The sequence below is a fragment of the Rudaea sp. genome, from assembly GCF_036383415.1.
GTDB lineage: Bacteria > Pseudomonadota > Gammaproteobacteria > Xanthomonadales > Rhodanobacteraceae > Rudaea.
This window is the reverse complement of record NZ_DASVOK010000156.1, coordinates 1-13,980: the sequence shown is the minus strand read 5'-3', so window position 1 is coordinate 13,980 and position 13,980 is coordinate 1. Positions and strand designations below refer to the sequence as shown.

13 protein-coding genes are annotated in these 13,980 nt (G+C 65.7%); 6 read left to right on the top strand and 7 right to left on the bottom strand.

Features of this window, described 5'->3' with window-relative positions; translation table 11 throughout:
• A partial coding sequence (locus VF497_RS06035; protein ID WP_330886725.1) for a pyrroloquinoline quinone-dependent dehydrogenase occupies positions 1-1,318 on the top strand: 1,318 nt, incomplete at its 5' end.
• 41 nt (positions 1,319-1,359) lie between these two features.
• Here the strand turns inward: VF497_RS06035 and VF497_RS06030 are convergent.
• Entirely contained in the window at positions 1,360-2,040 is a 681-nt protein-coding gene (locus tag VF497_RS06030; protein WP_330886724.1) for a YceH family protein, read from the bottom strand.
• A 136-nt stretch (positions 2,041-2,176) separates the two neighbouring features.
• Here VF497_RS06030 and VF497_RS06025 point away from each other — a divergent pair, with 136 nt between their 5' ends.
• Positions 2,177-2,821, top strand: a complete 645-nt coding sequence (locus VF497_RS06025; RefSeq protein ID WP_330886723.1) for a hypothetical protein — start codon at positions 2,177-2,179, stop codon at positions 2,819-2,821.
• A gap of 97 nt (positions 2,822-2,918) precedes the next feature.
• Entirely contained in the window at positions 2,919-3,815 is an 897-nt protein-coding gene (locus VF497_RS06020) for a TIGR01777 family oxidoreductase (protein ID WP_330886722.1), read from the top strand.
• A gap of 35 nt (positions 3,816-3,850) precedes the next feature.
• Here VF497_RS06020 and fusA read toward each other — a convergent pair whose 3' ends face one another.
• Together fusA and VF497_RS06010 are read right to left on the bottom strand one after the other, a co-directional pair.
• A complete protein-coding gene (gene fusA, locus VF497_RS06015; protein ID WP_330886721.1) occupies positions 3,851-5,893 on the bottom strand; it encodes an elongation factor G in 2,043 nt (680 codons plus the stop codon).
• A gap of 115 nt (positions 5,894-6,008) precedes the next feature.
• Positions 6,009-7,067 carry an NADH:flavin oxidoreductase/NADH oxidase gene (locus VF497_RS06010; RefSeq protein WP_330886720.1) on the bottom strand — a complete coding sequence of 353 codons (1,059 nt, stop codon included), beginning with the start codon at positions 7,065-7,067 and terminating at the stop codon, positions 6,009-6,011.
• Between the two features lie 180 nt (positions 7,068-7,247).
• Between VF497_RS06010 and VF497_RS06005 the strand changes: the two genes are divergently transcribed.
• Positions 7,248-8,024, top strand: a complete 777-nt coding sequence (locus VF497_RS06005; RefSeq protein WP_330886719.1) for a hypothetical protein — start codon at positions 7,248-7,250, stop codon at positions 8,022-8,024.
• 169 nt (positions 8,025-8,193) lie between these two features.
• Here the strand turns inward: VF497_RS06005 and VF497_RS06000 are convergent, their stop codons facing one another.
• Positions 8,194-8,547 carry an EF-hand domain-containing protein gene (locus tag VF497_RS06000; RefSeq protein ID WP_330886718.1) on the bottom strand — a complete coding sequence of 118 codons (354 nt, stop codon included), beginning with the start codon at positions 8,545-8,547 and terminating at the stop codon, positions 8,194-8,196.
• 246 nt (positions 8,548-8,793) lie between these two features.
• Between VF497_RS06000 and VF497_RS05995 the strand changes: the two genes are divergently transcribed.
• A complete protein-coding gene (locus VF497_RS05995) occupies positions 8,794-9,570 on the top strand; it encodes an alpha/beta hydrolase (protein WP_330886717.1) in 777 nt (258 codons plus the stop codon).
• Between the two features lie 110 nt (positions 9,571-9,680).
• Positions 9,681-10,166, top strand: a complete 486-nt coding sequence (locus tag VF497_RS05990) for a hypothetical protein (protein WP_330886716.1) — start codon at positions 9,681-9,683, stop codon at positions 10,164-10,166.
• A 52-nt stretch (positions 10,167-10,218) separates the two neighbouring features.
• Here VF497_RS05990 and VF497_RS05985 read toward each other — a convergent pair whose 3' ends face one another.
• The 3 genes from VF497_RS05985 to VF497_RS05975 all read right to left on the bottom strand — a co-directional run.
• Positions 10,219-12,489 (bottom strand): xanthine dehydrogenase family protein molybdopterin-binding subunit, encoded by a 2,271-nt coding sequence (locus tag VF497_RS05985; RefSeq protein ID WP_330886715.1) that lies wholly within the window; start codon positions 12,487-12,489, stop codon positions 10,219-10,221.
• On the bottom strand, positions 12,486-13,037 hold the full coding sequence (locus tag VF497_RS05980) for a (2Fe-2S)-binding protein (protein WP_330886714.1): 552 nt from the start codon (positions 13,035-13,037) through the stop codon (positions 12,486-12,488). The genes VF497_RS05985 and VF497_RS05980 overlap by 4 nt, the downstream gene beginning before the upstream one ends.
• Positions 13,038-13,185: 148 nt before the next feature.
• A partial coding sequence (locus VF497_RS05975) for a KpsF/GutQ family sugar-phosphate isomerase (RefSeq protein ID WP_330886713.1) occupies positions 13,186-13,980 on the bottom strand: 795 nt, incomplete at its 5' end.

The window sequence follows — 13,980 nt, the reverse complement described above, 5'->3', positions numbered from 1 at the left end:
GTATTTCACCATCGACAACGTGACGACCGCAATCGATGCGGCGACCTGCCGCGAGAAATGGGTCAACACCTGGAAGATGGAAGGTTCGCCGCTGTCGAAGTCCAATCGCGGCGGTGCGATCGCCGACGGCCGCTTCGTGCGCGGTACCCCGGACGGTTACCTGGTCGCGCTCAACATGGCCGATGGCTCGGTCGTGTGGAAGCAGAAGATCGCCGACGCGTCGCACAGCCAGTACCTGTCGATGCCGCCGCTGATCGTCGGCGACACGATCATCTACGGCCCGGCCGGCGCGGACTGGGGCGCGAAGAACTGGATCGGCGCGTTCAAGCTCGCCACGGGCGAACAGATCTGGAAGTTCAACTTGATTCCCGATGCCGGTGAACCCGGCGCGAAATCGTGGAAAAACCCCGCATCGCGCGACCACGGCGGCGGCAGCCTGTGGACACCGCTTGCGCTCGACGCGGCCAAGGGCGTGCTTTACGTGCCGGTCGGCAATCCGGCACCTGATTTTTATGGGCAGGCGCGGCCCGGCGACAACTTGTATACCGACTCGCTCGTCGCGCTCGACGTGAAAACCGGCAAGCTGCTCTGGTATCACCAGTTCGTGCCGAACGACGTCAACGATCGCGATTTGTCGCAAGTCAGTCCGTTGTTCAGCGAGACCGTGATGGGCAAAGCGCGTGACCTTGTCACGGTCAGCGGCAAGGACGGCCTGCTTCGCGTGATCGACCGCAACACGCACAAGCAACTCTACGAATTGCCGATCACCACGCGCACCGGTTGGGAAGAAAAACCGACCGTCGCCGGGGCGCACGGCTGTCCCGGCCTGCTCGGTGGCATGGAGTGGAACGGTCCGGCCTACAGTCCGGCGACGAAGACGATCTATGTCGCCAGCGTTGACTGGTGCGGCACGTTCACGCGTCTGCCCGATCCGCCGGGATACCAGCAGAACGCGCACTACTATGGCGGCTCGGTCACGCCCGATCCGCGTGAGCAGGCGCGTGGCTGGCTGCGCGCCGTCGACGTGGCCACCGGCAAGGAGCGCTGGGTGCAGAAGTGGCCGACGCCGCTCGTCGCCGCCGTCACCGCCACGAGCGGCGGCGTGCTGTTCACGGGTGACTTCGACAACAACTTCCTCGCGATCGATGCGGCGAACGGCAAGACGCTGTACCAGTTCAACACTGGTGGCTCGGTCGGCGGCGGCGTGCTGAGCTACGCGATCGACGGCAAGCAGTACGTCGCAACGACCTCGGGCGTCGTCTCGGGCTTCTTCGGTGGCACCGGCAACGCAACGATCGTGGTCTTCGGGCTGCCGTAACGGCGCGCGGATTCCACAATGGCCAGGGGCGCATTGCGCCCCTATGGCCCGATCAACGTCTCAAGCCGCGCCTTGAGCGCGGCGACTTCCTCTTCCAGCTTCGCCACGCGATCGGCCAATTCGGACGAGGCAGCGGAAGAGGGCGAGTGCGCCGCCGCCGCGGCATAGGCGTCGACATCGACTAGGCCGCAGAGCAGATGCATGTAGCGATCCTCGCGCTGGCCGCCGCTGCGCGGAATGCGCACGACGAGGGCGGGTTCGCGCACGAGCAGGCGGTCGAGCGAATCGCGCACGTCGTCAAGCGCCGGAAAATCCGCCAGCCGTTCGCCGCGCGTATGCAATTCGCTGAGTGTCTGCGGCCCGCGCAGCAGCATCACGCAGAGCAGGGCGCGCTGACGCGGCATCACGTCGTAGATCGCGTCGAAGCAATGCGAATAGCGTGCCGCACGCTGCGCAAACGGATCGGGCTTGACCAGGCGTTTCGCCTCCATCTCGCGCAGGACGTGGCCGACTTCGCCCGCCTCGAGATGCATGATCGGCTCGCGGCTCGTTTTCTGGTTGCAGGCCTGCACGACGGCGTTGACCGTCAGCGGATACACATCGGGGGTGATCGCGGCCTTCTCGATCAGGCTGCCGAGGATGCGCGCCTCGATCGCGCTCAACTGCGGAACCGATTCGAGCGAGGCGTGGTCGGAGAGTGCACTGTTCGCGGCGTCGGTCATGTGAGACATCGTCTGAAGGTTGGATGACTCTGATTCTGCGGCAAGCGCGCCGCGGTTACAAAGCTTTACCCGTCGACACTTGTCGCCTGGCATACGGCATTCCAAGATAAAGGCAAATCAGCGCGAGGACTCCTGCATGAAGCATCGGACTCACGGAATGCTGAACGGCATCGCGGTATTGTTGAGCTTCGCCGCCGGCATACTGTCGGCGCAGACCACGCTGCCGCAGGTCGACGTGGTCGGGCCGAAATGGGAAACGCGGCGCGGCGGCTACGTCATCTCGAGCAACTTCAACGTCGATCCGAAGATGTCGGCCGTGATCTATCCGGCCGAGCCGTTCCAGAAGGGCGACATCTTCGATTTCCGCACCGTGCGCATGAGCGACGACGAATATTTCGTGCTGCAGGAGTGCGCCTCGGCCGATTGCACGCAGGGTCATATCCTGCAGGTGTGGACCAAGGGCGGCGCGCTCATGCGCGAATCGGGTCATGATCCGAACCGCTTCTGGATTCCGCACGAAGGCAAAATCTTCATGTTCATGCAGCGGTTTCCGATCTCCGGCTCACGCGACCGTACCTTCAGCGGTTACGAACCCTACAGTCCACCGCTCGTGTTGAATCCGCTCGGAACCCCCGAGCAATTCCGCACCTGCGACGTCAAGGCAGCGCAGGAAAAAGGGCCGCTCAAGGTCATCGCCAGCGAGCACGACGGCTCGCAGATGAAGCTGCGCTTCGAAGGCGGCGCGGCGGTATTCATCCAGCGTATGCGCGCAGCCGAGTGAGCGCGCAGCGGCAGGTGTTCCGCATCCGCGGCTAACGCGGATTTTCGCTGCGGCGAAGTAGACTGGATGCCGGGAATCCGGACTGCGAGGTGTCGCCATGCGTTGTCTGATCACCGGTGGCAGCGGTTTCATCGGTCGCGCGCTGTGCCGCTCGCTGCTTGCGGACGGGCACGAACCCGTGGTGCTGACACGCGACGCCGGCCGCGCGCGCCAGCACCTGCTCGCGGAAGTGGCTCTCATCGAGCACCTGCGCGATGCCGGCAATTTCGACGCCATTGTCAATCTCGCCGGCGAGAATCTTTCCGACCGCCGCTGGACCGCGGCGCGCAAGCGGGCATTGCGTGCCTCGCGCATCGACACCACGCGCAAGCTCGTCGACTGGATCGCCGCGCAACAGCGCAAGCCGCGCGTGCTCGTTTCCGGCTCGGCGATAGGCTGGTACGGGCCGCGCGGCGACGAGGAACTCGACGAGAACGCCAGCCCCGGTGACGACTTCGCCGCACAGCTTTGCCGCGACTGGGAAGCCGAGGCGGAGAAGGCGAGTGCGTTCGGCGTGCGCGTCTGTCGCATCCGCACCGGCATCGTGCTCGACACCGGCGGCGGCGCACTGGCGAAGATGCTGCTGCCGTTCCGCCTCGGCCTCGGCGGCCGCTTCGGCGACGGCAGACAATGGATGAGCTGGGTCGCGCGCGAAGACGAAGTGCGCCTGATCCGCTGGCTGCTCGGCGCCGAGTCCGCGCAAGGCGCCTACAACGCGACCGCGCCCGTGCCTGTGACCAATGCGGACTTCACCCGGGCACTCGGCACCGCGCTGCATCGGCCGACAATCCTGCCCGCGCCGGCGTTCGCGCTGCGCCTGATGCTCGGCGAAATGGCGAATCTGCTGCTGACCGGGCAGCGCGTGTTGCCGGCGCGGGCGCAAGCGCAGGGCTTCGTGTTTCGCTACGGCGATCTGCCGGCCGCGTTGAACGCGATTCTGCAAGCGGCGATGTAGGATGCGGTTCGCCTTGCTCACCGCATCCTGCATTTTCAATCTTCCTCCACCTTCGGCTTGTACGCCTCGATCAGCTTCTTCTGCACCTGGGCCGGCACCGCGTCGTAGTGGCTGAACTCGATCGCGTAGCGGCCCTTGCCGCCGGTCATCGATTTGAGTTCGGTCTGGTAGTCGGCAACTTCGGCGAGCGGCGCCAGCGCACGGATGACGAGTTCACCTGAGCCCAGTGCATCGGTGCCGTTGATCTGCGCGCGCTTGCCGGCAAGGCCACCGGTGACGTCGCCGACGTGCGCATCGGGCACGAACACCTCGAGGTTGACGATCGGTTCGAGCACCTGCGGCTGCGCTTTGGCGACCGCATCGAGAAACGCCTTCTTGCCGGCGGCGACGAAGGCGACTTCCTTGGAATCGACCGTGTGGTACTTGCCGTCGTAGACGATGACGCGCACGTCCTGCATCTGGTAGCCGGCGACGGCGCCGTGTTCGAGCACCTGACGCACGCCTTTTTCCACGGCGGGCAGGAACTGGCCGGGAATCGTGCCGCCCTTCACCTCATCGACGAATTCGAAGCCGCTGCCGCGCGGCAGCGGTTCGATGCGCAGGTAGACTTCGCCGAATTGTCCCGCGCCACCGGTCTGCTTCTTGTGCCGGTGATGGCCCTCGGCCTTGGCACCGACGGTCTCGCGGTAGGCAATGCGCGGTGGCCGCGTCTTCACTTCGACGCCGTAGCGTTCCTTGAGGCGCTCGAGCATCAGGCGCAGGTGCAGGTCGGAAAGGCCGCGAATCACCGACTCGTTCAATTCCTTGTTGTGCTCATAGCGGAAGCACGGGTCTTCCTCGGCGAGCTTGTGCAGCGAGGCGGCGAGCTTCTGCTCGTGGCCCTTGTGCGCGGGCTCGACCGCGAGGCCGAACATCGGTTGCGGAAACGCGAGCGGGGCGAGGTGGATCTGGTCCTCGTCATGAGAATCGTGCAGCACGGCGTCGAAATGGATTTCCTCGACCTTCGCCACGGCGGCGATGTCGCCCGGAATCGCCTGATCGATCTCGACGTAGTCCTTGCCACGGAGCTTGAACAGATGGCCGACCTTGAACGGTTTTTTGCCGTCGTCGATGAACAGCTGCGAATCTTTCTTGATCGTGCCCTGGTAGACGCGGAACACGGCGAGCTTGCCGACGAAGGGGTCGTTGACGATCTTGAACACGTCGGCGATCACGTGCGCCGCGGGATCGGGCTTGGCCTCGATCGGCGTCGCGTTCGCGCCGGTGCCCTTGACGAACGGCGGCGGGTTGCCTTCGAGCGGATTCGGCAGCAGCTTTTCGATGACCTGCAGCAACTCGCGCACGCCCGCGCCCGTGCGCGAGGAGACGAAGCAGATAGGCACGAGATGGCCTTCGCGCAGGCATTGCTCGAACGCGTCGTGCAGTTCCGCACCGCTCAACGCCGCCTCGCCTTCTTCGAGATAGTGGCCCATCACGGTCTCGTTGATCTCGACGACTTGGTCGATGATGCGCTGGTGCGCGGCGGCCACACTGTCGAAATCGGCGACGCCCTCCGGCTTGAAGAAGCAGTCGACCACGGCCTTGCCGCCCTGCGCGGGCAGGTTGACCGGCAGGCATTCGGGGCCGAAGGTCTCGCGGATCTGCTCGACGATCGCGCGCGGATTGCCGCCGTCGATCTTGTTGACCACGACCACGCGCGCGAGGCCGCGCTGCTTCGCGTGGTGCATCATGCGCTGCGTGCCGTATTCGATGCCGGCGTGGGCATTGATCACGATTGCGCAGGTTTCGACCGCGGCGAGCGCGGTCAGCGTCGGCCCGCGGAAATCCTGCGAACCGGGCGTGTCGAGGAGATTGATGTGGCAGTCGCCGCTGTCGATCGAGGCGATGCTCGCGTTGAGCGAATGTTGTCGTTGTTTTTCGAGTGGATCGTGGTCGGAAACCGTGGTGCCGCGCTCTATCGTGCCGGGAGTCTGGATCGCGCCGCCCGCGTGCAGCAGGGCTTCGAACAGCGTGGTCTTGCCCGCGGCGGAGTGGCCGACGAGCGCGATGTTTCGGATGCCTTCGGTGGTGTAGCCCACGATGCGCCTCCTCGATGTTGCCGGCGTCGCGCCGGAACGTCAGGTTTCTCCTTTTATCCGCATCGGTCAAGGCGCGCCGCCGCAGGGCCTTGCGGCGGCGCCGGCGCCGGCGTTTCTACCAGGCGCGCTGATATTGCTCGGGTATCGGAATTTTCACGCCCAGTTCCGCCGCGGCGCGACGCGGGAAGTAGGGATCGCGCAGCGACTCGCGCGCGATCAGGACCAGGTCGGCGTCGCCGCGTTCGACGATCTGTTGTGCCTGCGGCGCCGTCGTGATCATGCCGACCGCGCCGGTGGCGATGCCCGCCTCGCGACGGATGCGCGCCGCGAACGGCACCTGGTATCCCGGCCCGACGGGAATCTTCGCATGGGCGACATTGCCACCCGAGGAAGTGTCGATCAGGTCGACGCCGTCGGCCTTGAGCCAGCGCGCGAGTTCCACGCACTCGGCTATGTCCCAGCCGCCTTCGATCCAGTCGGTCGCCGAGACACGCACGAACAGCGGTCGCGGCTGCGGCCACACGCCGCGCACGGCGGCGACGACTTCGCGCAGCAGACGCGCACGATTTTCCAGCGAGCCGCCGTAGGCGTCCGTGCGCCGGTTCGACAACGGCGACAGGAATTCGTGCAGCAGATAGCCGTGCGCGGCGTGGATTTCGATGACGTCGAATCCCGCCTCGCGCGCGCGCACGGCCGCCGCGACGAAGTCGGCGACGACCTTGCGCAGCCCGGCCGCGTCGAGTGCGGTCGGCACGGCATAACCGACATCGAACGCGATCGCACTTGGCGCCACCGGCGTCCACGCGCCGGGGACGCCGACGAGCGGCTTGCCACCATGCCACGGCACGTCGGTGGATGCCTTGCGTCCCGCGTGGGCGAGCTGGATGCCGGCGGCGGCTCCCTGCGTCTTGATGAACTGCACGATGCGCGCCCACGCCGCCTGCTGCGCTTCGTTCCAGATGCCGGCGTCTGCCGCCGATATGCGCCCCTCGGGCGAGATCGCCGAGGCTTCGGTGAAGACGAGTCCGGCGCCGCCGACGGCGCGACTGCCGAGATGGACGAGATGCCAGTCGTTCGGAACCCCGTCGATGGCTGAGTATTCGCACATCGGCGAAATCGCGATGCGGTTGCGCAACGTGATGTTGCCGATATCGAGCGATGTGAACGGAGCCATGTTCGTCCTGTCGGAAAGCCGGAACGATGCGAGGTGGGGCGGAGCGATTCGGAACTCAAGAGTCTGCCGGCCTCGTGCGACCACAAGTCGCGCTCAGCGTCGATTTAGCCCGGACGCGATAAGGTCACGTGATCGATTACGGTTTTCCCGCAGATGAGCCCAGTCACAGGGGTGCCCGACATGCTCCAGTCTGAACGGGAGCCCGTGGACGACTGGTGGAGCGAAGGCGTTCGCGCGCGTGCCCTCGCACATGCGCGGGCGCACGAGACGCGCGCGCCGCGTTCGCTGCGCATTGCGGCGCTCTCCGCCGCAATCCTCCTGCACCTGATCGCGGCGGTGTGCCTGTACCTGCTGATGCGGCCGCATCCGATGCTCGATGAAGGCCGCATCGAAGTGCGCCTGCTTGATGCGGCGCCTGCCGAGCCGGTATTACCGGAACCGCCGCCGTCGACACGGCCGCCTCCGTCGGTGTCGACCGTCGTTGCGGTTCAGCGCGCGCCGGTTGCAGCGGCGAGTCCTGCAGTGTCTTCCGCTGCATCGGTCGAATCGACGCCGCAACTGCATGTCTTCAATAACGATGGCAGCATCGACATTCCCGCTGAAGTCGCCGGTCAGGCCGATGCTGGACAGCCACCGCATTTCATTCCCAAATCGACGGCGCCGTCGACCCTGATGACGTTGAAGCGGCCGGTGAAGATTCGACCCAACCATTTCGCCAGCGCATGGAAGGCACCGGAGAATGAAAACCTGCTCGGCGCGGCGTTGCGCAAGACCGCCGAATTCGTCGACAAGAACCTCAGCATCGAAAAGGAATTCGACACGCCGCTGGGCAAGATCAAGTGCAAGGCCGCTTTCATGATCGTCATGGCCGGCGGCGGCTGCGCGGACGTTCCGCCCAAGCCTTATGAGCCGCCCGCGGAGAAATGGAAACCGGCCACGGTGCTGGACGAAAAGTAATCGCTCCATTCTTGTCCAAGGAACGAGACGGGTAGAGTGTGGGCAGGCTGGCGGAAGCCGAGTCGGAATCGCCGGCCTTGCATCGCGCAGCGTCGCGTCAGCATCGGATGTGCGGAAAAACAGGCGGGCGCAGGGCCCCGCCCGAAGGGTCAAACACGCTTTGTTGTTGTTATGGCTGATCGGTACTCGAACCGGTCGGCGCTGCCAGTCCCTTGGCCTTGGCGAACTCGGCCGGAGAGAGCTTGCCGTCGTGGTTGGCGTCAAGCTTGTCGAACTGCGCGCTCAGCATCTTGTTGGCCGATGCTTCGGTCTTGTCGATGTAGCCGTCGTGATTGAGGTCGAGCGCCTCGAAGCGCGCCTGCAGGCTGGCGGGGGATTCCACCTGTCCGGAGCGCTGCATCGGCGTGGACGGCTGTGTGGGATCGGTCGGATCGGGAGGCGGGGCGGCGAATGCGGTTGCATTCGCCAAGGCGAAGGCGATGGCCGCGCAAACCGCGGGGACGGTGGGAGTGTGGGATTTCATGAAAAGCTCCTTCTCGTTGGCGAGAATGAAGACCAGACTTTGTCCTAGCGGGTCTTCACGGAACGCCGAAGGCGCGAACACCTCCGACGGCGCGGTCCGGGATTGGATCGCTGATTGCGGCACAGGCGCCGCACACGAGCCCGAGAGTCGAACTCGAAATATCGGCCGCATGGCGTGCCGACATGTCGACCTTACCTCCGCCGATGCAACCTCGGCTTAATACGCCGGCTTTGGCGATAATGCGGCATGCGTAGTCGTTACGAGAACGTGAAGGGGCGCGTCGTCTTCGTGCATGGCGCGGGTGGCGGCGCATGGGAGTGGGCGATCTGGCGCCGCGTCTTTGTCGCGCGGGGTTGGACTGCGATCGCACGCGATCTGCAGCCCGCCAGACGCGGTTTGGCACAGACGCATCTGCACGACTATGTGGACCAGGTCGAAGATTGGATACGCACCGGCGAGAGCGAACGCGATCGGGGCGAATCGGCGTGCACCGTTCTCGTTGGTGCCAGTCTCGGTGGCTTGCTCGCTTTGAACGTTGCGCAGCGAGCCGCGCCAGCCGCGCTCGTGCTCGTCAATCCTCTGCCTCCGGCGGGGATCGAGCCGCGGCGCGAATCCACGAGGCAATGGCCCGACATCGTCACCTGGGGCAGTGCGCGTTCGTTCGCTTCCACGTGCCGTGCGATGCCCGATGCCGACGATGCGGCGCGTTGGTTCGCGTTCCGCCGTTGGCGCGACGAATCCGGCAGCGTGCTGCGCGAGGCATCGCGCAGCACCATCGTCGATATCGTCACCTGCCCGATGCTGGTCGTCGCCGGCGAACGCGATGCGGATGTCGCACCTGCCGCGAGCCGCGCGCTTGCCGAGATGCATGGGGCCGAGTTTCGCCTGCTGCACGGAGCCGGCCATCTCTCGCCGCTGCTTGGGCGTATCGCGAGTGCCGTGGCACAAGACGCCGCCGATTGGTGCGCGCGACATTCATGGTATAAAAAAATAAAAATATACAATTCACGAAACATTCGCTGAACCGCAATCGCTGCAGCTGCGAAATTCACAGCGAATTCACCCACCCCCGCCTAGCGTGGCAGCAGGGTTCAACCAGGGCTTCCGGCCCTACGGAGGTTGGTATGAAGAGCATGACAAAATCTGTCGTTGCAACCCTTGGACTGGCGCTGCTCGGCACCGCTTGCGCATCCGATCGCTATGTCCGTTATGAAAATGGCGACAGTTCCTATTTCGATTACGCCAGCGTCGAGCGCGTCGACCGCGTGGTCAGCCCGGTGAGCGAGCCGATCAAGCGACGCGAGTGCTGGAACGAGCCACGCAGCGTGTTCCATCCGCAGGCGACTTATCGGCGTGATGAGGTGTCACCGACCGTGGTGACCACCGCCGACGGGACGGCGGTCGTGCGCAGCGACGTCGTCGAAAGCGGCGGCTACTACACGCAGGACTACGAACAGCGGTGTCGCACGCGCACCGACTACGATACGAGCCAACGCGTGGTCGGCTACGATGTGGTTTACCGGTATCGTGGCGAGGATTATCACGATCGCATGAACCACGATCCGGGCACGCGCGTTCGCGTCCATGTCGAGAACGGCTACGTCGAAGTGGCCGAATAATGTCTAGGAGTGACCAGCAGGCGCGTCCGGCGGCATGCCGGGCGCGCACCTGCTACAGGATCTTGCGCAACTGGTCGCCGATCGGCAGTTCGCGGATGCGCACCTGGGTTGCGGCGTAGATCGCGTTGGTCAGCGCCGGCAGCGCGCTCGGCAGCGCCATCTCGCCGGCGCCGGAGGGTTCCTTGCCCGAATCGATGACGATCACCTCGACGTCGACCGGCGCCTGGCCCATGCGCAAAAGTGGATAATCGCCAAAATTGGATTGTTGTACTTTTCCATCCTTCAGCGTGATGCCGAGGTTGAGCGCGGTCGACAGGCCGTCGATCGTGCCGCCGATCGCCTGCGCCTCAAGGCCGAGCGGATTGACCACATGGCCGACGTCGATCGCGCAGACCGCGCGATGGACGACGACATTGCCGTCGATCGCCGAGACTTCGAGCGCGTGCGCGGCGTAGCCGCCGAAGGTGAAGTGGCCGGCGATGCCGAGGCCGCGATCCTTGTCGGGCTTGCGTTTCCAGCTGATCCTTTCCGCTGCGGCGTTGAGCACGGCGGCCATGCGGCCGGTATCGAACACGGGGCCGCCGTGGCCCTTGTATGGCAGTTCGCGCGGCTCGCCGAGCAGCTTGAGGCGCAGCGCGAGCGGGTCCTGCTTGAGCGCGACGGCGATCTCGTCGATGAAGCTCTGCACGGCGAACGCAGTCGCGTTGCTCACCGGCGCGCGCCACCAGCCGCGCGGCTGGCCCGATTCGAGCGACAGCAGCGACAGGTCGAAGTTGGGCACGAGGCCCGCCGGAAAATCGTCGGGGGCGAGCGTGCCGTTCCACAACGGCCGCTCCTTCATGCCCTTGTCGCGATGATTGCGCGGCGTCGCTGCGCAGCGTGCCGACCAGGCCGCGATTTCGTTCTTGCGATCGAGGCTCGCTGCCATCTGGAACACGCAGAACGGGCGGTAGAAGTCGTGGCGAATATCGTCGTCGCGTGTCCACAGCAGCTTGACCGGCTTGTCGGTCTGCTTGGCGATCAGCGCGGCCTCGGCGATGTAGTCGTTCTTCAGGCGCCGGCCGAAACCGCCGCCCGCGCGGGTCATGCGAATCTCGATCTTGGCGCGCGGCACGCCGGTCACTGCGTTGATGACTTCGGAGGCGCCGTCCGGGTCCTGCAGCGAGGCGACGAGCAGGACCTTGTCCTTCTCCACATGGATCAGCGCGGCCGGCGGCTCCATCGTCGCATGCGCGAGGAACGGCACCGTGTAGCGCGCCTCGATTGTCTTGCGCGCGGCCTTGCGTGCCTTGTCGACGTCGCCGTCGCGACGTATGCCGACGGCCTTGTCCGCGTTCGCGGGCTTGAGCAAGTCGTCGGCCTGACGACGCAGTGCATCGGTCGATTCCTCGGCGAACGGACCGGGTTTCCATTCGATCTTGAGCTTCTCGCGCCCCTTGAGCGCGGCCCAGGTGCTCGTCGCGAGTACGGCGACGCCATCGGCGAGCGCAGCGTCGAACACGTCGCCCGGCTTGGGGCCGGCGATGCGCACGATGTCTTTCACGCCGGGCACCTTGCGTGCTTCCGTATCGTCGAGGCTGGCGATTTCGCCGTCGATCCACGGCGAGCGCGCGACGACGGCGATCGATGTCTCTGCGAGGTAGGCATCGATGCCGTACTGCGTCTGTCCTGTGACGATCGCGCGCGAGTCTACCGTCGGTGTCGGTTTGCCGATGACCTTGAACTCCTCCGGCTTCTTCAGCGTGCGCGGCTCGGTCGGCGGATCGAGCTTGGAGGCGGCGTCGATGAGTTCGCCGTAGGAAAGTTTCGTGCCGTCCGGCGCGATCACGTTGCCCGACTCGGCGTGCAGTTGTCCAGCGGGAAGATTCAACTTCGCCGATGCCGCGACGAGCAGCAGCCAGCGCGCGGTGGCGCCGGCTTGACGCAGGTCTTTCCAAGCGGTCGGAATGCTCGTGCTGCCGCCGGCACCCTGGTCGCCGTACTTGTGTCCCGGCCCCTTGTCGGTATCGATGTAGCCGTAAGGCAATTGCTCGACGCGCACGCGGTTCCAGTCGACGTCGAGCTCTTCGGCGATCAGCATCGGCAGCGAGGTCTTCACGCCCTGGCCGATCTCGCAGCCGCGTGCGCCGATGATGATGTCGCCGTTCTTCTCGATGCGCACGAAGACACCGAGCGCAGCGGGTTCGATGCGCGCGCCGAGGTAGGGCAGTGCCTGTTGTGCAGTCGCCGTGCGCCAGCCGACGACCAGTGCGCCCGACGCGGCCGCGCCGACGACGAGAAATCGACGTCGTGAAGGATTGGCGATCGTCTTGTCTTTCTTCACGACTTGCCGCCTTCGTGCGCAGCGCGCTCCCGGGTGATTTCCGCCGCACGCTTGATCGCCTTGCGGATGCGCGGATAGGTGCCGCAGCGGCACAGGTTGGAAATTTTGCCGATGTCGTCGTCGTTCGGATTCGGCGTGCGCTTGAGCAGGTCGGCTGCGGCGATGATCTGCCCGGCCTGGCAGTAGCCGCACTGCGGCACGTCAATCTCGACCCAGGCCTGCTGCAGCGGATGCAGCTCGCCATTGGCCAGACCCTCGATCGTCGTCACCTCGCGCTTGGCCAGCGCTTTCATCGGTGTCAGGCAGGCGCGCTGCGCCTTGCCGTCGACGAGTACGGTGCAGGCACCGCAGGCGCCGATGCCGCAGCCGAACTTGGTGCCGGTCAGGCGCAGCACGTCGCGCAGGTACCAGAGCAGCGGCATGGTGTCGTCACCGTCGAAGCTGTAGGTACGGCCGTTGATGCGTACCGCAACCGCTTTTTCGTCGTCGGTCTTGACGGTGGTCGGCGCCGCGGGCGGCTTGGCGGGATGAGTCGGAGTGGTCTGCATGGATCGCCTCGCGTCGGATGCGGCATTTTCGCATTGTTGGGGCGCCGCGCGCACCCGCCGCAAGTTTGGCGCCGTGCGCGCGCTCATCAATCCCGCAGCTGTCGGCGGGACTGCGAAGGGGGCGGATGCCGGAGCGGATGCCAGCGCGCTACACCACGCGTGCGCGGAACAGATCGTGGATGTTGAGCGCGCCGATCAGGCGCTCGTCCGCGTCGACGACGAGCAGGGCATGGATCTTGTAGGTCTCCATGAGCTGCGCGGCCTCGACTGCGAGCTTGTCCGCACGGATCGTCTTCGGCTTGGTGCTCATCAACTCGGTGACGCGGGTGCGGCGCAGGTCGATGTCGTCGTCGTCGATCGCGCGGCGCAGGTCGCCGTCGGTAAACACGCCGGCAAGCGCGCCGTCCGCGCCGACGACCGCGGTCATGCCGAGGCCCTTGCGCGTCATCTCGGCCATGGCTTCGTGGATCGTCGCCTCGAGGCCGATCATCGGCAGGCGCTCGCCGCTGTGCATGACGTCGCCGACATGCACGAACAGGCGCCGGCCGAGCGCGCCGGCCGGATGCGAGCGGGCGAAATCCTCCTCGGTGAAACCGCGCGCTTCGAGCAGGGCGATCGCGAGCGCATCGCCCATGACCAGTGCGGCGGTCGTGCTTGCGGTCGGCGCGAGGCCGAGCGGGCAGGCTTCCGCGGGCACGCTGACGTCGAGGTGCACGTCGTCCATCGCCGCGAGCGAGGAATCGGGATTGCCGGTCATCAGGATCAGCGGCACGCCTTGGCGCTTGACCAGCGGCAGGATCGCGAGCAGTTCGTCGGTCTCGCCCGAGTTCGACAGCGCAAGCACCACGTCCTTCTGCGTGATCATGCCGAGGTCGCCGTGGCTGGCCTCGCCCGGGTGGACGAAAAACGCCGGCGTGCCGGTCGAAGCCAGGGTCGCGGCGAT